Annotated in this window: 22 protein-coding genes and 1 riboswitch; of the genes, 14 read left to right on the forward strand and 8 right to left on the reverse strand. The window is 67.6% G+C overall.

Going from position 1 to position 20,888, the window contains the following annotated elements; genetic code table 11:
* Window positions 1-46: 46 nt before the first annotated feature.
* Complete coding sequence (thrC, locus tag ACWDKQ_RS29080; RefSeq protein WP_450141961.1) at window positions 47-1,315, reverse strand: threonine synthase; 1,269 nt, start codon at window positions 1,313-1,315, stop codon at window positions 47-49.
* A 12-nt stretch (window positions 1,316-1,327) separates the two neighbouring features.
* A riboswitch (SAM riboswitch) is annotated at window positions 1,328-1,460 on the reverse strand.
* Window positions 1,461-1,556: 96 nt separating this feature from the next.
* On the opposite strand from thrC, the gene holA reads away from it, so the two are divergent.
* Window positions 1,557-2,543 carry a DNA polymerase III subunit delta gene (gene holA, locus ACWDKQ_RS29085; protein ID WP_450141962.1) on the forward strand — a complete coding sequence of 329 codons (987 nt, stop codon included), beginning with the start codon at window positions 1,557-1,559 and terminating at the stop codon, window positions 2,541-2,543.
* An 83-nt stretch (window positions 2,544-2,626) separates the two neighbouring features.
* Here the strand turns inward: holA and rpsT are convergent, their stop codons facing one another.
* Window positions 2,627-2,887 carry a 30S ribosomal protein S20 gene (gene rpsT, locus ACWDKQ_RS29090; RefSeq protein WP_450141963.1) on the reverse strand — a complete coding sequence of 87 codons (261 nt, stop codon included), beginning with the start codon at window positions 2,885-2,887 and terminating at the stop codon, window positions 2,627-2,629.
* Window positions 2,888-3,092: 205 nt separating this feature from the next.
* Here rpsT and ACWDKQ_RS29095 point away from each other — a divergent pair, with 205 nt between their 5' ends.
* The 4 genes from ACWDKQ_RS29095 (at window position 3,093) to ACWDKQ_RS29110 (ending at window position 5,492) form a co-directional block, all read left to right on the forward strand.
* Window positions 3,093-3,755, forward strand: coding sequence for a TSUP family transporter (locus ACWDKQ_RS29095; RefSeq protein WP_450141964.1), 663 nt, complete (start codon window positions 3,093-3,095; stop codon window positions 3,753-3,755).
* Window positions 3,756-3,902 carry a hypothetical protein gene (locus ACWDKQ_RS29100; protein WP_450141965.1) on the forward strand — a complete coding sequence of 49 codons (147 nt, stop codon included), beginning with the start codon at window positions 3,756-3,758 and terminating at the stop codon, window positions 3,900-3,902. It abuts the gene before it with no gap.
* A 300-nt stretch (window positions 3,903-4,202) separates the two neighbouring features.
* Window positions 4,203-5,066 carry an EamA family transporter gene (locus ACWDKQ_RS29105; protein ID WP_450141966.1) on the forward strand — a complete coding sequence of 288 codons (864 nt, stop codon included), beginning with the start codon at window positions 4,203-4,205 and terminating at the stop codon, window positions 5,064-5,066.
* A 45-nt stretch (window positions 5,067-5,111) separates the two neighbouring features.
* Complete coding sequence (locus ACWDKQ_RS29110; protein ID WP_450141967.1) at window positions 5,112-5,492, forward strand: VOC family protein; 381 nt, start codon at window positions 5,112-5,114, stop codon at window positions 5,490-5,492.
* 22 nt (window positions 5,493-5,514) lie between these two features.
* Here ACWDKQ_RS29110 and ACWDKQ_RS29115 read toward each other — a convergent pair whose 3' ends face one another.
* Entirely contained in the window at window positions 5,515-6,099 is a 585-nt protein-coding gene (locus tag ACWDKQ_RS29115; RefSeq protein ID WP_450141968.1) for a class I SAM-dependent methyltransferase, read from the reverse strand.
* Window positions 6,100-6,228: 129 nt separating this feature from the next.
* On the opposite strand from ACWDKQ_RS29115, the gene lepA reads away from it, so the two are divergent.
* A complete protein-coding gene (lepA, locus tag ACWDKQ_RS29120) occupies window positions 6,229-8,079 on the forward strand; it encodes a translation elongation factor 4 (RefSeq protein WP_450141969.1) in 1,851 nt (616 codons plus the stop codon).
* Window positions 8,080-8,263: 184 nt separating this feature from the next.
* On the opposite strand, the gene ACWDKQ_RS29125 is transcribed toward lepA, so the two are convergent.
* Together ACWDKQ_RS29125 and ACWDKQ_RS29130 are read right to left on the reverse strand one after the other, a co-directional pair.
* On the reverse strand, window positions 8,264-8,584 hold the full coding sequence (locus ACWDKQ_RS29125) for an isocitrate/isopropylmalate family dehydrogenase (protein ID WP_450141970.1): 321 nt from the start codon (window positions 8,582-8,584) through the stop codon (window positions 8,264-8,266).
* A gap of 50 nt (window positions 8,585-8,634) precedes the next feature.
* Window positions 8,635-10,101: a helix-turn-helix domain-containing protein gene (locus tag ACWDKQ_RS29130; protein WP_450141971.1), complete on the reverse strand. Its 1,467-nt coding sequence runs from the start codon at window positions 10,099-10,101 to the stop codon at window positions 8,635-8,637.
* A 118-nt stretch (window positions 10,102-10,219) separates the two neighbouring features.
* On the opposite strand from ACWDKQ_RS29130, the gene aceA reads away from it, so the two are divergent.
* Together aceA and ACWDKQ_RS29140 are read left to right on the forward strand one after the other, a co-directional pair.
* Window positions 10,220-11,533, forward strand: coding sequence for an isocitrate lyase (gene aceA / locus ACWDKQ_RS29135; RefSeq protein WP_450141972.1), 1,314 nt, complete (start codon window positions 10,220-10,222; stop codon window positions 11,531-11,533).
* Between the two features lie 263 nt (window positions 11,534-11,796).
* Window positions 11,797-12,357, forward strand: coding sequence for a Uma2 family endonuclease (locus ACWDKQ_RS29140; protein ID WP_450141973.1), 561 nt, complete (start codon window positions 11,797-11,799; stop codon window positions 12,355-12,357).
* A 9-nt stretch (window positions 12,358-12,366) separates the two neighbouring features.
* Here the strand turns inward: ACWDKQ_RS29140 and ACWDKQ_RS29145 are convergent, their stop codons facing one another.
* A complete protein-coding gene (locus tag ACWDKQ_RS29145; RefSeq protein WP_450141974.1) occupies window positions 12,367-12,996 on the reverse strand; it encodes a GNAT family N-acetyltransferase in 630 nt (209 codons plus the stop codon).
* Between the two features lie 176 nt (window positions 12,997-13,172).
* Here ACWDKQ_RS29145 and ACWDKQ_RS29150 point away from each other — a divergent pair, with 176 nt between their 5' ends.
* Window positions 13,173-14,219 (forward strand): NAD(P)H-dependent flavin oxidoreductase, encoded by a 1,047-nt coding sequence (locus ACWDKQ_RS29150; RefSeq protein ID WP_450141975.1) that lies wholly within the window; start codon window positions 13,173-13,175, stop codon window positions 14,217-14,219.
* 526 nt (window positions 14,220-14,745) lie between these two features.
* Window positions 14,746-15,048 (forward strand): MOSC domain-containing protein, encoded by a 303-nt coding sequence (locus ACWDKQ_RS29155; protein ID WP_450141976.1) that lies wholly within the window; start codon window positions 14,746-14,748, stop codon window positions 15,046-15,048.
* A gap of 139 nt (window positions 15,049-15,187) precedes the next feature.
* Here ACWDKQ_RS29155 and ACWDKQ_RS29160 read toward each other — a convergent pair whose 3' ends face one another.
* Window positions 15,188-16,192, reverse strand: a complete 1,005-nt coding sequence (locus ACWDKQ_RS29160) for a methyltransferase (protein WP_450141977.1) — start codon at window positions 16,190-16,192, stop codon at window positions 15,188-15,190.
* 687 nt (window positions 16,193-16,879) lie between these two features.
* On the opposite strand from ACWDKQ_RS29160, the gene ACWDKQ_RS29165 reads away from it, so the two are divergent.
* The 3 genes from ACWDKQ_RS29165 to ACWDKQ_RS29175 all read left to right on the forward strand — a co-directional run bounded on the left by ACWDKQ_RS29165 (window position 16,880) and on the right by ACWDKQ_RS29175 (window position 18,212).
* The gene (locus tag ACWDKQ_RS29165) at window positions 16,880-17,209 is read left to right on the forward strand and encodes a transposase family protein (RefSeq protein ID WP_450141978.1); all 330 of its coding nucleotides are present in this window, start codon (window positions 16,880-16,882) and stop codon (window positions 17,207-17,209) included.
* A gap of 353 nt (window positions 17,210-17,562) precedes the next feature.
* Entirely contained in the window at window positions 17,563-17,712 is a 150-nt protein-coding gene (locus ACWDKQ_RS29170) for a hypothetical protein (RefSeq protein WP_450141979.1), read from the forward strand.
* Window positions 17,713-17,774: 62 nt separating this feature from the next.
* Window positions 17,775-18,212 carry an NUDIX hydrolase gene (locus tag ACWDKQ_RS29175; RefSeq protein ID WP_450141980.1) on the forward strand — a complete coding sequence of 146 codons (438 nt, stop codon included), beginning with the start codon at window positions 17,775-17,777 and terminating at the stop codon, window positions 18,210-18,212.
* 370 nt (window positions 18,213-18,582) lie between these two features.
* Here ACWDKQ_RS29175 and ACWDKQ_RS29180 read toward each other — a convergent pair whose 3' ends face one another.
* A complete protein-coding gene (locus ACWDKQ_RS29180; protein WP_450141981.1) occupies window positions 18,583-18,849 on the reverse strand; it encodes a hypothetical protein in 267 nt (88 codons plus the stop codon).
* 482 nt (window positions 18,850-19,331) lie between these two features.
* Between ACWDKQ_RS29180 and ACWDKQ_RS29185 the strand changes: the two genes are divergently transcribed.
* Window positions 19,332-20,831: a CoA-acylating methylmalonate-semialdehyde dehydrogenase gene (locus ACWDKQ_RS29185; RefSeq protein WP_450141982.1), complete on the forward strand. Its 1,500-nt coding sequence runs from the start codon at window positions 19,332-19,334 to the stop codon at window positions 20,829-20,831.
* Window positions 20,832-20,888 lie beyond the last annotated feature (57 nt).

Consider the following 20,888-nt stretch of genomic DNA (forward strand, 5'->3'; position numbering starts at 1 on the left):
GCGTCACCGTCGTGCGGTGACGCCGCGCGCCTCGAATCGGGTCGGTTCAGAGCCCGAGCGCCTGGTTGACCGCGTCGGTGGTCGGGGCGACGGTGGCCTTCGGACCGATCTGGTCCTGCACCGCGTCCAGGGTCTTCAGCCCGTCACCGGTGATCAGCAGCACTGTCTCGGCATCCGGGTCGATCTTGCCCGCCTCGATGAGCTTCTTCGCCGTGGCCACGGTGACCCCGCCGGCCGTCTCGGCGAAGATGCCCTCGGTACGCGCCAGCAATCGGATACCCTCGCGGACCTCGTCGTCGCTGACGTCCTCGATGGCGCCGCCGGTCTTGCGCACGATGTCCAGCACGTACGGGCCGTCGGCGGGGGCGCCGATGGCCAGCGAACGGACGATGGTGTCCGGCCGCACCGGCTGGACCACGTCGTGGTCGTTCTTGTACGCCGTCGACACCGGGGAGCAGCCGGTTGCCTGCGCGCCGAAGATCCGCACCGGGCTCGGCTCCACCAGGCCGACCTGGCCGAGCTCGTTGAACCCCTTGTAGACCTTGGTTAGCTGCGAGCCGGAAGCGATCGGCACCACGATTTGCTCGGGGATGCGCCAGCCGAGCTGCTCGGCGACCTCGAAGGCCAGCGTCTTCGAACCCTCGGAGTAGTAGGGGCGCACGTTGACGTTGACGAATGCCCAGTCCTCGTGCTCCGCGGCGAGCTCGGTGGCCAGCCGGTTGACGTCGTCGTAGTTGCCGTCGACGGCCAGCAACGACCCGTCGTAGACCGCGCTCATCAGGATCTTGGCGCGCTCTAGCGTCTTGGGCACCAGCACCACCGAGTCCCAACCGGCGCGGGCTGCGGCGGCGGCCACCGCGTTGGCGAGGTTGCCAGTGGAGGGGCAGGCCAACACCTTGAAGCCGAACTCGCGGGCGGCGGCCAGCGCCACCGCGACGACGCGGTCCTTGAAGGAGTGGGTGGGGTTGCCAGTGTCGTCCTTGACCCAGATCCGCTTGACGCCCAACGCCTTCGCGAGCTTGTCGGCCCGGACCAGCCGGGTACAGCCCGGCTCGGTGTTCGGGTGCTCTTCGACGTTGGTGGGAACCGGGAGGAGCTGCTTGTAGCGCCAGATGGAGCGCGGGCCGGATTCGATGTCCTCGCGGCGGATCCTGCCGAAGTCGTAGGCGACCTCTAGGGGGGAGAAGTCCTCCAGCGAGACGAACTCGGGGGCCAACGGCTGCCGGTGGCCCTCTTCCTTGGACACCAGTTCGACGGCGTTGCCCAGGTCGAAGGTCTTCTTCGCAGTTGTCTGGGCATGGGCAGCAGCAGTCATCGCGAGGTCCTCTCCTCATCTGTCCCGCGGACGGGCCGGAATTAGCACCGCTTTCGTCAGAGACCTCGCGCGTGAAAACACGATTCGCTGACGAACGGTTGCCGGGGCTTCATCGGGCCGTTCCCTCTGCCCCTCTGGATGAGCTATTCGGTTGTGCCAGCAACGCTAGTGGACCGCGCCGGGGTCTGGCCAGCGCGATCCAGATGGCGGGAACGTCACGGGTGCGTGCGACGATGCGTGCATGAGCGCACCGGTCGTGGTCCCCGATTCGCTGCAGTTGGTTCTCGGTGACGAAGAACTGCTGGTGGAACGCGCGCTTTGGGCTGCTGTCGGAGCCGCCCGTGCGGCCGATCCGGAAGCCGAGCTGCGCCGCGTGAAGGTGAGCGAACTCACTCCTCCGGAGCTGGCCGAACTGCTGAGCCCATCGTTGTTCGCCGAGGGCAGGGTGCTGGCGGTGGAGTCTGCCCAGGACGCGGGCAAGGAGATCGCCGAGGCGCTGCTGATGCACGCCAAGCAGTCGGCAGACGGGGTCATGATCGTCGTCGTGCACAGCGGCGGCGGCCGCTCCAAGCACGCCAAGGAACTACCCAATGCGCTGCGCAAACTAGGCGCGCGGGTCACCGAGTGCAACAAGATCACCAAGCCCGCCGAGCGGGAGGCGTTCGTCCGCGACGAGGTGCGCCGGGCCGGCGGCAAGACCGATGCCGCCGGGGTGGCTGCGCTGATCGAAACGGTCGGTTCCGACTTGCGGGAGCTGTCGGCCGCTGCCACGCAGCTGGTCGCCGACACCGGCGGCAAGGTCGACGAGACGGCCGTCCGCCGCTACCACCGCGGGCGAGCCGAGGTGACCGGGTTCGCGGTTGCGGAGAAGGCGGTGACGGGTGACCGGGCGGCTGCCCTGGAGGCCTTGCGGTGGGCTGTGCAGCTGGGCGTCCCGCACGTGCTGATCGCCGACGCGCTCGCGGACTCGGTCCGCACCATCGGCCGCGTCGCCGCCGCGGGCGGTCGCAACGACCCGTTCCGGCTGGCAGGCGAGCTGGGAATGCCCGCGTGGAAGGTGAAGAAGGCGCTGGCGCAGTCCCGGGGCTGGAACGCTTCGAGCCTCGCGCAGGCGCTCCAGGCGGTCGCAGAGGTCAACGCTGGGGTCAAGGGCATGGCCGCCGACGCCACCTACGCCTTGGAACGCACCGTCCTGCGTCTCGTGGAGCTCCGCAACCAGCGTTCGTGATCGCACCAATCTCCACTGAAATCGCGAAAGGCCCCTTCCCCGCGGGGGCGGATTAAGGGGCCTTTCGAAGTTCAGGCCTCAGCTCAGAGCTGGTTGGCGCGCTGAGCCAGCGCGGACTTCTTGTTCGCGGCCTGGTTCTTGTGGATGACGCCCTTGCTGGCGGCCTTGTCCAGCGCGCGGCTGGCGGCCTGCTGCAGCTCGATGGCCTTGTCCTTCTCGCCAGCGTCAGCGGCCTCGCGGAACTTTCGGATGGCGGTTTTGACCGCAGACTTCACGGCCTTGTTGCGCTGCCGGCTCTGCTCGTTGGTCTTGATCCGCTTCATCTGGGACTTGATGTTGGCCACTGTGGCGCCTCTTCCTCGTCTGTCGAATCGATCGTGTCGCGCTGTTGTCGGCGCTGCGCTCAGGCAGGTTTCCTCCACGGCGGAATGCCGCACGGCACGGTCGTCCATGCTAACAGCGCCCACCTGCGCAGATTTCGGGCGGGCGGTGCCGGGGCTATCACATCGGGTTCCGATCCGGCGTTTCCGAACCATAGGGTCAAGCCTCGTGCTCGATGCGTTGAACTGGCCCGCATTTGCCGATCTGTCCCTCGTCGGACTGGCGTTCCTCAGCGGCGCCGCGTTCCTGGCCTGGACTGTCGACGCGATCGTCGGCGGCGGTGGCCTGATCCAGCTGCCCGCGATGCTGCGGCTCCTGCCCGGCGGCGAGGTGATCTACTCGCTGGCCACCAACAAGGTGGCGGCGATCGCCGGGACCGCCGCGGCCGCCCGCGCACTTACGCGAAGCGAACCTCGATCGATTGGCCGACCGCGTTGTCGATGGCGATCGTCGCCCTGCTCGGATCGCTGGGCGGCGCGGTACTGGCCGGTGCTCTTTGCCTTGCAGGTACTCAACGTCGTCGTGCTGGTCGCGTTGGGTCTCGTCGGGGTTCACACCTGGCGCAAACCCGAGTTGGGTCCGGCCGACGTGCCGGGTTTCCAGCGGCGCACACAGCTGCTGGTGATGCTCGCCGGTGGCGCCGTGATCGGTTTCTACGACGGCATCACGGGCCACGGGACCGGCTCGTTCCTGGTGTTCCTGCTCGTCGGCCTGGTCGGTTTCGCGTTCGTCACGGCTACGGCGACAGCGAAGGTCGTCAACGTAGCGACGAACATCGGCGCGCTGGTGTTCTTCATCCCGGCCGGCAAGGTCCTGTGGGGATTGGCGTAGGTGAAGGCCGCGAGCAACATGGCGGGCAGCGTCGTGGACGCGATGATCGCCGCGAGGTGCGGCTCCGGTTTCGTCCGACGGGTGTTGCTGACGGTGGTGGTTGGGCTCGTCGTCAGCCTCGGTTGGAAACTCGCCGCAGGCGTCTAGAGTTTGGTCGCACACGAGCGGAGATTCCCGGAGCCCTGGCGTTCCGCTACCCGCACCGCAGCTCGGGGCGAGGCCGGGAACAGTCCCTCCAGATCCGCGATTCGCGCACGGAGTAACATCAACATTCGGTTGTGCCTAGGGTTCCGCTCCCGCTCCGTCGCAGATCGTCACAACCAGGGGCGTGGGGGACTGGTCCGAGCGGCACCGGCGATCGCGGAAGGCGCGTGATCGCACATCTGACGGGACAAAAGCCTGGAGGAACCCGGATGTCGCGCGCCGGCGCGGGACGGAGAGGGTTCGATGGGGCTGGCAGCCGTTCTTCTCGTCGTCGCCGCTGCGTTCGCACACGCGGCGTGGAACTTCTTCGCGAAGCGCGCCGGGGCGGCCGGGGCGGGGTTCGTGTGGCTGACCGCGACGTGCAGTGCGGTGCTGTACCTGCCGGTGATGGCCGCATCGCTGATCTGGACCGGGCTGCCGCCGCTGGGCGACTGGCTGTTGGGCGTGCTGGCGAGCGCGGTCGTGCACCTGGCGTACTTCCTGCTGCTGCAACGCGGTTACGCGGTCGGCGATATGTCAGTGGTGTATCCGCTGGCCCGTGGCACCGGCCCGATGCTGGCGATGCTCGTCGCGGTGCTGCTGCTGGGCGAACGCCCGGGCTGGCTCGGGATTCTGGGTGGTCTGCTGGTGGTCGTCGGGGTGTTCGTGATCGGACTCTCCGAGGGGGTGCCGCGCTCCGGCGCAAGCCTTGCCGGTGTCGGTTTCGGCCTGGCGACAGGTGCGCTGATCGCGACCTACACGGTTTGGGACGCGCACGCCGTGACGCGGCTGGCGTTGTCGCCGCTGGCGTACGACTGGGCTAACAACCTCACCCGCTCGATGCTGCTCGCGCCCTACGCGGTGAGCCGCCGAGCCCGGGTCGCGGAGGCCTGGAAATCGCACCGCCGCGAAATCCTGGCAGTGGCCCTGCTGTCACCGCTGGCCTACATCCTCGTCCTGTTCGCAATGCAGCTCGCCCCGGTGAGCCTGGTCGCCCCGGCCCGTGAGCTAAGCATCGTCCTGGCGGGCCTCCTGGCCTGGCGACTCCTGGGCGAACCGCAGCCAATTCGCCGATTGACGGGTGCGGTGGTGGTCCTCGCCGGAGTAGTCCTCCTCGGCATCGCCTGACCGCGCCGCCCGGCGGCTGGTTGTGGGCGCGGGTAGAAACGGGGCATGGAGATCTTGAACAGCCGGTTGATCCTCCGGCCGCGGGATTGGGAGCGGTCGTTGCGGTTCTACCGGGACGTGCTCGGGTTGGCCATCGCGCGTGAGTTCCCCGGCGGCACGGTTTTCTTCCTGGGCCAGGGTTTTCTGGAGATCTCCGGCCGGGGCGGGCCGGGGCCGAGTCCGGACCAGGTGCTCTGGCTGCAGGTGCGCGATGTGCGGGCGGAGTTCGAACGGCTGCGGCATCGCGGAGTGACGGTGCTCGCCGAACCCGAGCGGCAGCCGTGGGGGCTCGACGAGGGCTGGGTGGCGGACCCCGACGGCATGCGCATCGTGCTGGTCGAAATCCCCGCCGACCATCCGATCCGGGTCGACATCCGCAAGCCCTGATGCGGTCGTGAGGTGCGCCGGACTACGACGGCTTGATGGCTCGGGTTTGGGCCTGGGTGGTGCCGCGATCCGGTTTCCAGGCCCACGTCTGCACGTCGGCGAACCCGGTCGCCTGGACGTCGGAGTGGAGTCCGGGGCGTCCGCCCGGCAACCAGCGTTCGTGAGCCGACACCAGCAGGACACCGCCTGGCCGCAGCATTCGGTGCAACTCGGCAAGCGCTGCGGTGCGGTCCGGCCACAGCTGGACGTTGTTCACGCTCAGCACCACGTCGAACGCAGCGTCCGGCAGCCCGGTCGCGTCGGCGGTGCCGTCCTGAACAGCGACGTTGCGCAGCCCCGTGCATCTGCGGGCGGCCGCCTGCCGCATGCGCGCCGACGGCTCGACCGCGACCACGTGCGCCGCCTGTTCGGCGGCCGCCCGCAACCCCACGCCCGGCCCGGGGCCGATCACCAGTACTTCTTCCGCGCCGGTCAGCCGGGCCAACCGCACGACCTGCTGCTCTGTCGCCGCATTGCTGCGCGCCATCAGCGCGCCGCCAACGGCGCCCAGGATTCCGGTGGGGTGACCGAAAGCACGGTTCAGGGCGAAACCGGCGAAATCACTCATAGGACCAGCTCAGCAGCCCGAAGCCGGTGGTCGCATCGGGGATGACCCGGAGTTGGGCGTTGGGTGGTGGGCGTGTCATGGGACGATGGGGTGAACCCCGCACCAGTCGACATCCGCGAGGAACACTGAGTGAGCAGTTTCGCCGACACCACGTTCACGCCCCCGGAGCGAATCCGGAACTTCTGCATCATCGCGCACATCGACCACGGCAAGTCGACGCTGGCCGACCGAATGCTGCAGCTGACCGGTGTGCTGGAGGAACGCGCCTACCGGGCCCAGTACCTCGACCGGATGGACATCGAACGGGAGCGCGGCATCACGATCAAGGCGCAGAACGTGCGCCTGCCGTGGACCTCCGACGGCGTCGACCACGTGCTGCACATGATCGACACACCGGGTCACGTCGACTTCACCTACGAGGTCAGCCGGTCACTGGCGGCCTGCGAGGGCGCGGTGCTGCTGGTCGACGCCGCGCAGGGCATCGAGGCGCAGACGCTGGCGAACCTGTACCTCGCGATGGAGCACGACCTGCAGATCATCCCCGTGCTCAACAAGATCGACCTGCCGGCGGCTGAGCCGGACAAGTACGCCGCCGAGCTGGCGCACATCATCGGCTGCGAGCCGGAGGACGTGCTGCGAGTGTCGGCGAAGACGGGTGAGGGCGTCGCATCCGTGCTGGACGAGGTGATCCGGCAGATCCCGGCGCCGCAAGGCGTCGCAGACGTGCCGCCCCGCGCGATGATCTTCGACTCCGTCTACGACACCTACCGCGGTGTGGTCACCTACATCCGGGTCGTTGACGGCAAGATCACGCCGCGGCAGCGGATCCGGATGATGTCCACCGGCGCGACCCACGAGCTGCTGGAGGTCGGCATCATCTCGCCGGAACCCAAGCCTTCCGCGGGGCTTGGCGTCGGCGAGGTCGGTTACCTGATCACCGGGGTGAAGGACGTCCGCCAGTCCAAGGTCGGCGACACGATAACCGCCGAGCGCAAGGGTGCCGACAAGCCGCTCAGCGGCTACCGCGAGCCGAAGCCGATGGTCTACTCCGGGCTCTACCCGGTGGACGGCACGGACTACCCGCTGCTGCGCGAGGCGCTGGACAAGCTGCAGCTCAACGACGCGGCGCTGACCTACGAGCCGGAGACTTCCGGGGCGCTGGGCTTCGGCTTCCGCTGCGGTTTCCTTGGGCTACTGCACCTGGAGATCACCCGTGACCGGCTGGAGCGCGAGTTCAACCTGAACTTGATCTCCACCGCGCCGAACGTGGTCTACGAGGTGCAGATGGAGGACGGTTCGGAGTTGGTAGTGACCAACCCGTCCGACTGGCCGGAGGGCAAGATCAAGGACGTCCTCGAACCGGTCGCGAGGTGCACGATCATCGCGCCGTCGGAGTTCGTGGGCACGATCATGGAGCTGTGCCAGAGCCGGCGCGGGCAGTTGTCGGGCATGGACTATCTGTCGGAGAGCCGAGTCGAGCTGCGCTACACGCTGCCGCTGGCGGAGATCGTCTTCGACTTCTTCGACCAGTTGAAGTCCCGGACCCGCGGTTACGCCTCGATGGACTACGAGGAGTCCGGCATGCAGGTGTCGAACCTGGTGAAGGTCGACATCCTGCTGCAGGGTGAACCGGTGGACGCGTTCAGCGCGATCGTGCACCGCGACGCCGCCTACGCTTACGGCACGAAGATGGCTTCGAAGCTGCGCGAGCTGATCCCGCGGCAGCAGTTCGAGGTGCCGATCCAGGCGGCGATCGGGTCGCGGATCATCGCCCGCGAGACGATTCGCGCGATCCGCAAGGACGTGCTCGCCAAGTGCTACGGCGGTGACATCAGCCGGAAGCGGAAGCTGCTGGAGAAGCAGAAGGAAGGCAAGAAGCGGATGAAGACCATCGGCCGCGTCGAGGTCCCGCAGGAAGCCTTCGTCGCCGCGCTGTCCACCGATGAAGCCAAGGACGACAAGGCCAAGGGCAAGAAGTAGCTGGGGTGGTCCGGCATCGGCGGTCGCCGGTGCCGGACCACCCTCAGTGGACATCGGTTGTGGCGAGCCGGCGGAGTAGAGCGAGTCGGCTGGCGGTGCGTTTGATATCGGTGCCGTTCGTCAGGTGTCGGCGATGCTGTGGTCGGCGAGCCGTGCGTGGTGATGTCCTTGTCGCGCAACACGCCTACGACGTTGGCGGAGCGCTTCTGTCCGGGCTGCGGCGGACGCCATCGGCGGGAGCGCCGGTGCGCCGGCGGGCGAGCTCGAACGCGAAGCGGACCACGCGCTCAGAGCCTTCGCGGGTCATGATCATCTGGTCGGCGACGGCCCGGTCGTTCCCGACTCCACGCCCGCGCGAGAGGTCCAGCCCTTCGGTGTTCTCGCGCACGATCACGCAGTCAATGCCCGTTTCGCTGCTGCGCAGCGGCGTGGCCGCCCCGCGGAGCAAGGTGATCGGGCGGACGTTGGCGTAGGTGCCCGCCGCGCAGGATGCCGCCGAGCCCACGTCGTTCTCCTTCGGTAGTGGGTCGGGGACCGAATTCGCGCTGCCGTTGATCAGCCTTGGTGCGCTTCGACGAACGCGTACACGTCGGCCTCGTCTACGCCGGGAAAGGTGTCCGACGGCAGTGCGGCCAGCACGTGCGAGTGGGCTCGGGCCGACGGCCACACCATGCCTTCCCAGCGGCTCGCGAGATCCGCCGGCGGGCGCTGGCAGCATTCGCCGTTCGGGCACTTCGACTTGGAGTGGTTGTTGGTGTCCCGGCCCCGGAACCACCGCGACTCCATGTAGGGCACGCCTAAGGTGATCGCGAAGTCCCGCCCGCGGCTGGGGTCAACATGCGCGACGCACCAGTGCGTGGCGCCGGGCTTGTCGGTGTATTGGTAGTAGGTCGAGTAGCGGTCCGGGGATGCGAACACCTGGCGTCCCGCCCAGTACCGGCACATCCGCTGCCCCTCGATGGCGCCGGTCGGGTCGGTGGGGAAGACCAGCCCGTCGTTCTCGTACGCCTTGTAGATGATGCCGGTCTCGTCGTTGCGCACGAAGTGGCAGACGAGGTCCAGGTACTGGGTGGCGAGGTTGGTGAACCGGTGCGCGGCCATCTCGTAGGACACGGAAAACACGTCGCGTAGGTCCTCGACGGCGAGGTCGCGCTCGTCCTTCGCGTCCTGCAGGAACGGCACGGCTGTCTGCTCGGGCACCAGGACCGCGGCGGCGAAGTAGTTCGCCTCGACGCGCTGCCGGAGGAAGTCGGCGAAGTCGCGGGGCTGGCGGTGGCCGAGGCTGAGGTGGCCGAGGGTCTGCAGCAGAATGGTCCGCGGGCTGTGCATGCCCAGCGATTCGCGGCGCAGGAAGATCCGCCGGTTCTTCAGATCGGTCACCGAGCGCACCGAGCGGGGCAGGTCGGTGACGAACCGCAGCCCGTAGCCGAGGTGCGTGGCGATGGACTGGATCAGTCCCTCGGACAGCGGGCCGCCGTGATAGCCGACCTTGTCAAGGATGCCGGCAGCAGCCTTCTCGATCTCGGGGAAGTAGTTGCCGTGCTCGCGCATCATGCCGCGCAGCTCGGCGTTGGCCTTGCGGGCCTCTTCAGGTGTGGCGACCTGCTTGGTCTCGCGGCGCTTGAGTTCTTCGTAGAGCGCGAGGACGTGTTCCAGGGCTTCGGTGGGGACGCGTTTGCCGACCCTCAATGGCGGAACGCCCAGCCGCTGGTAGATCGGGTCGAGCTGGGCCTTCTCCACGGCGATCTCCAGCTCGGCCCGCCGGTTCGGCGGCTTCTTGGACAGCAGGTCGTCGACGGAGCTGCCCAGCGCATCCGCCAGTGCACGCAGCAACGACAGCTTCGGCTCGCGGTGGCCGTTCTCCAGCAGCGACAGCTGCGACGGTGCGCGCCCGACCCGTTCGCCCAGTTCCACGAGGGTGAGCCCGGCTGCCCGGCGCAAGTGCCGCAGCCGCTGACCGAAGACCAGAAGGTCGTGTTCTGTTGAAAAACTACGGTCTTCTTCTATAGCGAACTCCGTCATGACGTTGATGATAGCAGAAAAAATGCGAAAATTACCTCGGAATTATGGTCGTGTTTCGCTGGATCGGGGCCAAGACTGGGATCAACAGGCCGCAGGGCGATCCCGGAAGGGGAACATCATGAGCATCCGCGAGCAGGCGAAGCAAGCCGTCGAGGACCTGCAGCGGGACTGGGACACCAACCCGCGCTGGCAGGGCATCGAGCGAACCCACTCGGCCGACACCGTCATCCGCCTCCGCGGCTCCGTGCGCGAAGAGCACACCCTCGCCCGGCAGGGCAGCGAGCGGCTGTGGAAGCTGCTGCACGAGACCGACTACGTCAACTCGCTCGGCGCCCTGACCGGCAACCAGGCGGTCCAGCAGGTCCGCGCCGGTCTGCAGGCCATCTACCTGTCCGGCTGGCAGGTCGCCGCGGACGCCAACCTGGCTGGCGAGACCTACCCGGACCAGAGCTTGTACCCGGCCAACTCGGTCCCGGCGGTCGTGCGGCGGATCAACAATGCCCTCAAGCGCGCCGACCAGATCAACTGGTCCGAGGCGCTGGACCCGCAGGGCACTGGTGGCGAGAGCGAGGACATCCACTGGCTGGCGCCGATCGTCGCCGATGCCGAGGCTGGTTTCGGTGGTGTGCTCAACGCCTACGAGCTGATGAAGGGCATGATCGCCGCTGGCGCCGCAGGCGTGCACTGGGAGGACCAACTGGCCTCCGAGAAGAAGTGCGGCCACCTCGGCGGCAAGGTGCTCATCCCCACCGGCCAGCATGTCAAGACGCTCAACGCCGCGCGCTTGGCCGCGGACGTCGCCGGCGTCCCGAGCCTGGTCGTCGCCCGCACCGACGCGCAGGCCGCGACTTTGCTGACCAGCGACATCGACGAGCGCGACCAGCAGTACGTCACCGGTGAGCGCACCCCGGAGGGCTTCTACAAGGTGCGCAACGGCATCGAGCCGTGCATCACCCGCGCCCTGGCCTACGCGCCGCACTCGGACCTGATCTGGATGGAGACCTCGACCCCGGACTTGGAGGTCGCACGCCGGTTCGCCGAGGCCGTCAAGGACAAGTTCCCGGAGCAGATGCTGGCCTACAACTGCTCGCCGTCGTTCAACTGGAAGAAGAACCTCGACGACAGCACCATCGCCAAGTTCCAGCGAGAACTCGGCCACATGGGCTACAAGTTCCAGTTCATCACGCTGGCCGGTTTCCACGCGCTGAACTACAGCATGTTCGACCTGGCCAAGGGCTACGCGGCGGACGGCATGACGTCCTACGTGGACCTCCAGGAGCGCGAGTTCGCGGCGGAGGAACGCGGCTACACCGCGACCCGCCACCAGCGCGAAGCGGGCACCGGCTACTTCGACCTGATCAGCACTGCGGTGAGCCCGGACTCCTCGACCACCGCGCTGGCCGGTTCGACCGAGGCGGCCCAGTTCCACTGATCTTGCGGACCAACTGAATCCGTGGTCGGCGCGTGGGTAGCGCGCCGGCCACGCCCCAGACGCACCAGCGGCCCTGTGGCGGGGTGTCGAAAAATCGCGATGGTGCGAGTGGGCGGGAACCCAGGCGTCGGGTTCCCGCCCACTTTTTCGTCCCCGTTCCGGTGATCATCGGTGGCGGCTGTATCTGTTCGGACCCTTCGTTCCTCTTTATCTGCGGGACTCCGAAAACCTCGAGGCCCGCAAGCGAGTGGAGGGAGCAGTTGATGTCGATCGATCTTGGTGGGCGTCGGTTCACGGTCCAGGACCTGGAAGCGTTTCCGGAGGACGGCCGCCGATACGAACTCGTCGACGGCGAGCTGCTGGTGGGTCCGGCACCGGGCTGGCCGCACCAGGAGGCGCTCGGTGCCTTGTTCGTCCGCCTGCACCGGGCGAGCCCGCCCGATTACCGGGTGCTGGCCGCGCCGTTCGCGGTGCGCCAGGACCTCTGGACCGAGTTGCGGCCTGATGTCCTGGTCGCGCGCTACGAGGACCTGACGTTGAAGAATTTGCGGACCGCACCGGTGCTCGCTGTGGAGGTGGCGTCGCCGAGCAGCCGGTTGAACGACATCAGCCTGCGGAAGGCAGCCCACGCCAGGCTGGGCACCCAGCACTTCTGGCTGGTCGACCCGGATCTGGAGGTGCCGTCGGTGACGGCTTGGGAACTGGTCGGCGGCAGCGAGTACCAGCGGGTGGCGCGGATCGTCGGGGACGAATTGTTCGAGCCGCAGCGACCATTCCCGGTCCGTTTCGCCCCGGTAGACCTGGTCGTGGGTTTGCGGCCCTGACTCGGGCCGTCAGCGGTCGACCGGCCGCCACATGCCGTGGACGGTGAGACCACCGATGATCGGGTACTCGTGGATCACGCGGAATCCGAGCCGCTCGAAATGCGCGACCGCGACGTGCGTCGTGGCTTCCAGGTAGATCGGGGTGTCGTGGGCGCCGGCGCGCGCCAACCCGGATTCCAGCAGGGCGCGGCCGAGCCCGCGGCCGCGGGCCTGCGCAGCGGTGCCGATCGCGGCCAGGTGCCAGTGCGGTTCGTCCGGCCGGTGGCTGTCGGTGGCGTTGAAAGTTTCGATCGCCCGCATGGTTTCGGGAAGCCGCCAGCGGAAAACTGACAGCAGCGCCGGGAGATGCGCGAGGCGTCGACTGAGCGGAGCTGCCCGGCTGCCCGGCCGGTCCCAAACCGCGACAGCCGCCGGGTGCCCGTTCAGCGCGGCGATCTCGGTGCCGTGGTCGAGGTGGTCTTGCTTGAGCAGAAGGGAGAACAGTGCACGGAGCTTTGTTTCTCGCTGCGCTTGGTTCGGCAGCAGCGCAGCCATCCGTGGCTCGTCGTGGTATGCCGCGCCGAGCAGTTCGGTGAGTTTTGCGGTGTCTTCGCCGCTTGCGGCGCGGAGCACGAGCTCATCGCGCGTGGGGGTTCGCATGGGGGTGCCTTTCCGATCAGCTCCTCAATTCCAGTTATGCCTGGGTGAAAGGAGGAATGCCGTTGAAAGAGTGCCGGATCACCCGCAACTGAAGCAGTTGCCGGGTCGTATGGCCGGGGTTGTGGTGTGCGCGATGCTCTGATGCGCGCCCGGTGGGGTGGGGCTACCGTCGAAAGATGATCGCAGAGCGACGAATTCCGCTGATCGCGGCGCCGATGGCGGGCGGCGTCTCCACGCCGGAACTGACTGCGGCGGTGAGCGCTGCGGGGGCCTTCGGTTTCTTGGCCGCCGGCTACCTGACGGCGGATGCACTGGCGAACCAGATCGCGGGGGTGCGGGCGATCACGTCGGAGCCTTTCGGCGTGAACCTCTTCGTCCCGGGTCAGCGGTGGGACCTCGATCTCTCCGACTACCGGACGCGGGTCGAGGCGGCGGCCGCGCGGCACGGGGCCGAGCCAGGCTCGCCGAGTTGGGACGACGACAACTACCCGGCCAAGGTGGAGGTGGTGATCGCCGAGCGGATCCCGGTCGTGTCGTTCACCTTCGGGCTCCCGGACAGGTCCATTGTGGATCGGCTGCACGAGGTGGGGTCCCAGGTCGTCGCCACGGTCACGACTCCGGAGGAGGCGCGTGCTGCCGCGGACGTGGGGGCGGACCTGCTGTGCGTGCAGGGCATGGAGGCCGGTGGGCATCGTGCGGTGTTCAACGACGACCCGGCGCTGCCGGGCGGCGGGTCGCTGTTCGGCCTGCTGGCGGCGATCCGCGTGGTCCAGGCGGAGGTCGACCTGCCGATCATCGCGGCGGGCGGTCTGGTGCACGGTGCTGATGTCGCGGCGGTGCTGTCCGCGGGTGCGGTGGCGGCCCAGTTGGGCACTGCGTTCCTGGTGTGCGACGAGGCGGGCACGCAGCCGACCCAGCGTGCGGAAATCGCCGCGGGGCAGCGGAAAACCGAGCTTACGCGCGCGTTCAGCGGACGTCCGGCGCGGGGGCTGGTGAACCGGTTCTTGGCCGACAACGGTGACGCCCCGGCGGCGTACCCGCAGCTGAACAACCTGACCAAGCCGATGCGCGGTGCCGCGGGCAAGGCCGGCGACCCGGAACTGATGTCGCTGTGGGCGGGCCAAACCTATGCCCAGGCGCGCCCGCTGCCAGCAGCGGAACTGGTGCGTCGCCTGACCGAAGAGGCACGCCAAGCACTGCACCAGGCCAGCACCCGGCTGTAGCAAGGACGGAGATCGCTCCGCGGACAACGGATGCGATCAACCGATTCCGAGGAAACCCGTGCGGCGGGCGGAGGGTGGCGGCGCTGCTCGGCGCTTGGCTTGCTGGCGGTATGCGACCGCTGGTGACAGGCGTGCGTGGGCGGTGTCCGGGAGCCGTTGCCGTCGAGGGTGCAGGGATGGCAGCTCGTTCGGTTCTTCGGTGCTGCCGCGTAAGTTGGGGCTCATGTGGATTGTCGAGTCGGTGAACCTGGCGGTGGTGCGGACTGGGGATTGGACCGGTCGGGTCGGGCGCAGCGGCATCGACAAGCGCCCGGCCAAGTAGCCTGTGCGATTCGAGCAGGTCGGGGTGCGTGGTGACACCGTGTGCGACACGAAGCACCACGGGGCCTTGTTCCAGGCTGCATACGCGTTCGACCGCGAGGAGCTCGCGCACTGCTCGAAGGAACTGGGCCGGGAGTTGGTAGTTGCGACAGCAGTTCCGCGGTGATCGGCGAGCGGTGGCGGGTCGGTGGGGGCGGCGCTGCGGGTGACGGGTCCGCGCACGCCGTGCCGGGTGCTCGCCGGGTTCTGGGATGACCAAGGGCTGGTCGAGCGGTTCACCGAGCACGGGCGGACCGGCGCGTACTCGGCGGTGGAGGAGCCGGGGAGATCGCGGCGGGGTGATGTGGTCGAGGTGATCTCCCGACCTGGGCACGGGGTGCAGGTGGCCAGGTGTTCGCCCTCCAGATGCACGGGCGGGCCGACCTGGCCGAGCACGTCCGCCGGTGGCCTGGACGACCTTCAGGCGAATGGGCGGAAGTCCGCCGCCGCCAGCCTGCAGCGCTGTTGATGGCTGCTCTCTGCCTTTGACGCGCCGAAGGGCTTGCTGCGGATGTCGTCTGGCGAGGGCAGCTGGACATGCACAAGTCGAGGGAGCCCAGGCGGTGTCCGAGGCCCGCTACCCGCACCTTCGCGCAGCGATGCTGGCTCTACCGTTCGGGGCGGCATTCGATGATGGCGTAGCCGTTGTCCAGCGGGGTGAAGTCCTCGACGGTCAGCCCGGCCGCCGCGGCGACCTGCTGGGTGCGGTCGAGATCGCGCATCCGGCCGCCGACGTAGATCATCATCCGCAGGTCCATCTCGGTGAACAGCGCCATCCGGTCCTTGTCGGGCAGCAGTTCGATGATCAGCAGCCGCCCGTCCGGCTCCACGGCCTGCCTGCAGTGTTCGAGGATCCGGATGGCGTCCTCATCGTCCCAGTCGCCGAGGACGTCGCAGATCACCGCGGCGTCGGCCTGGAGGGGCAGCGGGTCGAAGAAGCTCGCGGTGACCACCTCGGAGCGTTCCGCGACCCCCTGTTCCTGCAGGTAGCTGGCGGCGTTGCGGGCCGGGCCGAGCAGATCGATCAGGATGCCTCTCGACTGCGGGCTCGTTTGGAGGATCTCGGCGAGCAGCACGCCCTTGCCGCCCCCGACATCGGCGATCCGCGCGTATGCGCTCCAGTCGTGCGCGGTGGCGATCAGCGGAGCGATCCCGTATGTCTTGGTCTCCATCAGCGAGTCGAACGAGTCCGACAGTTGGGGGCTGTGCGCGAGGTCTTCCCAGAAGGACCGGCCGAACGCGGCCGGGTATGCGGGGTGGTGGCCCCGGACCTGTTCGATGAGCTCGACGAAGGCGAGGTCGGCGCGGCCGACTGCGCCGTCGAGGTCCAGCCAGGGTTGTGGGCCGTCGGCCAGGTCGCTGCGCAGCGCGTCCGAGGCCTCGTTGGGCCCGAAGACGTCCGGTTCGGGTTCGGCGAACATGCCGTGGTGCACCAGGAATCGCAGCACGCGCCCGAGCGGGTCCGCCTCGGCCTTGCAGAGGTGCGCGATCTCGGCGAGCGGGAGCGGCCCGTGCTTGACCACATCGGGCACCCGGAGGGTGGCCGCGGTTCGAACTGCGAACGGCGTGGCCAGGTCCGCCATTGCCCAGATGTCGGGTGACTCGGGGGGCATGCGTTGCAGGGTAAGCCCGTGACGTCTGCTCAGCGCGCCGCGATCCGGACTGGGCTCGAATGCGGTTCCGGCCAGGCCCGGCTGTGCTTTGTGGACGGCTCGCCGCCGCCACGCGTGGGAAGGCAGCTCTTCTGCCGTGAAACCTTTGTCCTTGAAGGGAAAGCCCGCGATCCGCGATGTGTGACCCGATGTGAGTCCTTCGGGCCGCCGTAGCAGGCCGCCGTAGCAACCTGAAGGACTCACAGATCCGCTAGAGCCCGAATACGCCTTCGCTGATCGCGCTCGGTGCTGCGGGGTTGCCTTGCCGCACGTCCGAGGTCCAGAACTCGACGATGTTGTGGTCCGGGTCGGCCGGGTACGCCGAGCGGGCATTGCCCGGGCCGAACTACACTTCGTCGACCTGATACACCGCGCGCGAACCCGTTCGACGGCCGTGTCGTATTCGCTGTCGCTCACGGACATGGCGTAGTGGACGTGCGCGCCGCCCCGGGCGCGGGCTATGCCCAGCGCCGGATTCTAGTTCGTTCACACCGGACGTCATCGCCATCCACCTATATAGGAAAACTTATGTGCGTTATTCAGCCGGTTTGAACACCTCGGAAAGAACAACGGCCCCCGACCGAGTAAGGAGCTCGTCGTCCGCATCTGGCAAATCTCCAATGTCTTGAGGAGAAAATGTGGCCTCCGATGGTCGGACTGTATCGCGCGGTGGTGCTTACCCTGGTGTATGTCCGACAGAATTTAAATCAGGCGGCTGCGAACGACCTGTTTGTAGTCAGCCAGGGCGACGTGTCACGGGTCTACCGTAAGATCCTCCCGCTAATCGGAGAGGCTCTCTGTCTGCATGTTCCCGATCTCAGGGAGGCCATTCGCGGTCGACTTGTCCTGGTCGACGGTACCGATGTGCCGACCGGCAACCGTGCTGGTCACGAGTACAGCTACTTCGGCAAGCGCCGCCGTGCCGGACTAAACATCCAGGTCGCCGCCGACACCAACGGCGGCCTTCTGGGAAGATAAGTGCCGCTACCTGGCTCAATGCGCGATCGCAAAGCATTTGCCGAGTTCGATTGGGAAGATGTCCTCGTGAACACCCCGACGATCGCTGACCCCGCGTACCAAGGAACTCGCGCAATCACACCGCGCAAGACGCCCAAGTGAGGTGAACTCTCAGTCGGCGGCAAAGAAAATAACAGGGCGATCTCCTCGCTGCGGTCCGCTGTACAGCGATGCATATCTTACGTAAAGAACTGGAAGGTACTCGCCACTGGATATCGAGGTCGCCTCACGGAACTTTCCAACATATACGAATTGTCACGGCTCGAATTTTATCGACTCGGGTGGTAGTCGCGTGAATAACGCTCAATGATCGGGTGGGCAAAGATGATCTGGCGCACGCCGCTGGCCTGTTCCGGGCGATGGTGCGAACCCGGCGGGGCGGCACGCAGATCTGCTACTCGCTCGAACCCGGAGCGCTGGAGGTGGCCCGGCGGATGTCCGCCTCGCTGATCCCTGTCTCGTAGGGGGCGTGCGAGTGTTCGGGGTGGCCCGGTACGGTGGCGAAAAGCCCGGGAGGACGGTCCGCATGCACCTGGCCCAAGTGGCCGATCTGGCCCGCCGAGACGCTGCCGACGGCGTGCAGCAGCAGATCGTCGCGGCCGTCATCGATGCTGGCGGGCAGGTCCTGCTGGTGCGGCGCCGCGCGGCGGATTCCCGTGGTGGCGAATGGGAATTCCCCGGCGGCAAGGTTGACCCGGGCGAAGACCTGAACACCGCGCTGCACCGCGAGGTGCTCGAGGAAACCAACCTCCGGATCGCCGAGATCACCGGATACCTCGGTGCGTTCGACTACACCACCCGGAGCGGCACGTACAACCGCCAGCACACCTGGTCGGTCACCGTCACCACGGCCGAGGGCGTGCGGCTGACCGAGCACGACGCCTACGCCTGGGTTTCTGCGGTCGACGAGATCCCGCTCGGCCCCGACCTTCGGAACATTCTCGAAAAGCACCTTGAAGCCTGATCGTCCTGAATGGACCTACCGGATCCCAGAGCGGGATCGGTGAAGGCCTGGCGGCGGGCCCAGGTTGTGCTGCCGTGCGCGATCAGCGATCAGCGATCGTGTTCGGTACGGGCCTTGCGGGAGCCTGTTATAAAATTAGGCCCACCGCGGACCGTGATCGATCGATCACTGCTGAGACGGCGACTGGCGGACGAACGGCGGCGATCGAGACTGATTTGGTAATTCGGTTCAGCCGCTTTCGCCTAAAACGCAAGCAGGCTCGTGGCTCCAACGCCGACGGTCAGATTCGCCCGGAGTCCCGGAGCTGACCCCATGCCGTCGAACCACTTCGCTCCAGCCGGTTCGGTTGAGAGGCGGCACCGGGTCGGTGTCAGTCATCGAGGTGCACGGTGACGCGACCGCGTTCGCCGCGGTGGGCGACTGCGTGTCCGCCGCGGTCCTCGCCGTCCAGGTGCAGCGAGATCGGGCCGCCCGCCCCCAGGAAGTTGCGCCACCACGTCTTGGAGCCGGGAAAGCTCGCGCTGATCCTGACGACGTCGGCGGTGCGGCGGTAGGCGACAGGTGTGCTGAACGTGCGCCCTGAGCGTCGTCCGTGTAGGGGACGACCGTGAGGTACCGGCCGACCCGTCGTCACCACCGGGGCGAGGCTCGCAATTCGAACGCGTGCGCATTGATCCAGTTCACGGCTCGCGTCGGAAACCACAGCTTGGTCCGCATGCATCCTCCATCGGCACGAGCCTGGCGCGACCGGAGTGATCCCCCAGGTCGCCGTCTGGTGCGAAAGTCACGTTGACGGCGCGGAAGTTGTTGGGCATTGCCGCTGCCGGCCACGTACACCGATAAGCGGAGTGTTCCCTCCGGTTGCGCTGGAGCGGCGGCTTCGCCCCGCCGCGTGCTTGCGCTGCCCTCTCGGTGGGCGGATGCCGACTCGGCTGGACAGCCGTCGCCGCCGGTTTCTGTTCGCCCTCATGGATGGCAACACGGGACGGTGGACCGCCCCCGTTAGTGGTGTGATGCAGAGCACCTGTTGCATCCGCCGGATTTCTGGGAAAGATTGGAGTACAAAAGGTTTGGTTTCCTAGTAATTACTGACCGGTTCGGCGGAAGGTGCGTTGCGACATGACCAACGAGCTGGAGCACTTCATCGGCGGCAAGCGCGTCGCGGGGACGTCCGGTTCCTTCGGTGACGTGTTCGATCCCAACACCGGACAGGTGCAGGCCAGGGTGCCGCTGGCCTCGGCGGAGGAGGTCGCGGCGGCGGTCGGCAACGCCGCCGAGGCGCAGCCCGCCTGGGCCGCGATGAACCCGCAGAAGCGGGCGCGGGTGCTGATGCGGTTCCTCCAGCTGGTCAACGACGAGATGGACTCGCTGGCCCGCCTGCTGGCCTCCGAGCACGGCAAGACCGTCGCGGACGCCAAGGGCGACATCCAGCGAGGCCTGGAGGTCGTCGAGTTCGCCGTCGGCATCCCGCACCTGCTCAAGGGCGAGTACAGCGAGAGCGTCGGCACGGGCATCGACGTGTACTCGATGCGGCAACCGCTGGGCGTGGTCGCCGGCATCACCCCGTTCAACTTCCCGGCGATGATTCCGCTGTGGAAGGCGGCACCGGCCATCGCGTGCGGCAACGCCTTCGTGCTCAAGCCCTCCGAACGCGACCCCTCGGTGCCGCTGCGGCTGGCCGAGCTGTTCGTCGAGGCCGGGCTGCCGCCGGGGATCTTCAACGTGGTCAACGGCGACAAGACCGCGGTGGACGCGATCCTGACCGAGCCGCGCATCGAGGCCGTCGGGTTCGTCGGTTCGTCGGCGATCGCCGAGTACATCTACTCGACGGCCGCGGCCCACGGGAAGCGCGCACAGTGCTTCGGTGGCGCCAAGAATCACCTGATCGTGATGCCCGACGCCGACCTCGATCAGGCCACCGACGCTCTGATCGGCGCCGGCTACGGCTCCGCCGGGGAGCGCTGCATGGCGATCTCGGTGGCGGTGCCGGTCGGCGAGGCCACCGCGAACGCGCTTGTCGACAAGCTCGTCGAGCGGGTGCACCAGCTCAAGATCGGAACCAGCTTCGACGAGTCCGCCGACTTCGGCCCGCTGGTGACCAAGCAGGCCTGGCAGCGGGTCCGCGACTTGATCGGTGCGGGCGTCGAGGAGGGCGCCGAACTGCTGGTCGACGGCCGGGACTTCAGGCTGACCGGGCACGAGGACGGGTTCTTCCTGGGCGCCTCGCTGTTCGACCACGTGACCACGGATATGCGGATCTACCAGGAGGAGATTTTCGGGCCGGTGCTGTCCGTGGTCCGCGCAGCCGACTACGACGACGCGGTCCGGTTGCCCAGCGAGAACGAGTACGGCAACGGCGTGGCGATCTTCACCCGCGACGGCGACGCAGCCCGCGAGTTCGTCTCGCGCGTCAACACCGGCATGGTCGGCGTCAACGTGCCGATCCCGGTGCCGATCGCCTACCACACCTTCGGCGGCTGGAAGCGGTCCGGATTCGGCGACCTCAACCAGCATGGTCCGGACTCGATCCGCTTCTACACCAAGACCAAGACGGTCACCTCGCGCTGGCCCTCCGGCCTCAAGGAAGGCGCCAGCTTCACCATTCCGACGATGCACTGAACCGGGTGGGTGAGGGCGGGGGTATGGGGGGGATAACCACCCCCCCCCCCCTCGAGT

This window comes from Saccharopolyspora sp. NPDC000995, assembly GCF_053599315.1.

What these genes read in the sequence shown, in the direction of transcription:
- ACWDKQ_RS29145 (WP_450141974.1), bottom strand. Translation starts at nt 12,996, where the DNA reads ATGCGAACCCCCACGCGCGATGAGCTCGTGCTCCGCGCCGCAAGCGGC.
- ACWDKQ_RS29165 (WP_450141978.1), top strand. Translation starts at nt 16,880, where the DNA reads ATGGTCGGACTGTATCGCGCGGTGGTGCTTACCCTGGTGTATGTCCGA.
- ACWDKQ_RS29185 (WP_450141982.1), top strand. Translation starts at nt 19,332, where the DNA reads ATGACCAACGAGCTGGAGCACTTCATCGGCGGCAAGCGCGTCGCGGGG.
- ACWDKQ_RS29130 (WP_450141971.1), bottom strand. Translation starts at nt 10,101, where the DNA reads ATGACGGAGTTCGCTATAGAAGAAGACCGTAGTTTTTCAACAGAACAC.
- thrC (WP_450141961.1), bottom strand. Translation starts at nt 1,315, where the DNA reads ATGACTGCTGCTGCCCATGCCCAGACAACTGCGAAGAAGACCTTCGAC.
- ACWDKQ_RS29140 (WP_450141973.1), top strand. Translation starts at nt 11,797, where the DNA reads ATGTCGATCGATCTTGGTGGGCGTCGGTTCACGGTCCAGGACCTGGAA.
- ACWDKQ_RS29150 (WP_450141975.1), top strand. Translation starts at nt 13,173, where the DNA reads ATGATCGCAGAGCGACGAATTCCGCTGATCGCGGCGCCGATGGCGGGC.
- ACWDKQ_RS29110 (WP_450141967.1), top strand. Translation starts at nt 5,112, where the DNA reads ATGGAGATCTTGAACAGCCGGTTGATCCTCCGGCCGCGGGATTGGGAG.
- holA (WP_450141962.1), top strand. Translation starts at nt 1,557, where the DNA reads ATGAGCGCACCGGTCGTGGTCCCCGATTCGCTGCAGTTGGTTCTCGGT.
- ACWDKQ_RS29175 (WP_450141980.1), top strand. Translation starts at nt 17,775, where the DNA reads ATGCACCTGGCCCAAGTGGCCGATCTGGCCCGCCGAGACGCTGCCGAC.
- ACWDKQ_RS29115 (WP_450141968.1), bottom strand. Translation starts at nt 6,099, where the DNA reads ATGAGTGATTTCGCCGGTTTCGCCCTGAACCGTGCTTTCGGTCACCCC.
- ACWDKQ_RS29160 (WP_450141977.1), bottom strand. Translation starts at nt 16,192, where the DNA reads ATGCCCCCCGAGTCACCCGACATCTGGGCAATGGCGGACCTGGCCACG.
- ACWDKQ_RS29105 (WP_450141966.1), top strand. Translation starts at nt 4,203, where the DNA reads ATGGGGCTGGCAGCCGTTCTTCTCGTCGTCGCCGCTGCGTTCGCACAC.
- aceA (WP_450141972.1), top strand. Translation starts at nt 10,220, where the DNA reads ATGAGCATCCGCGAGCAGGCGAAGCAAGCCGTCGAGGACCTGCAGCGG.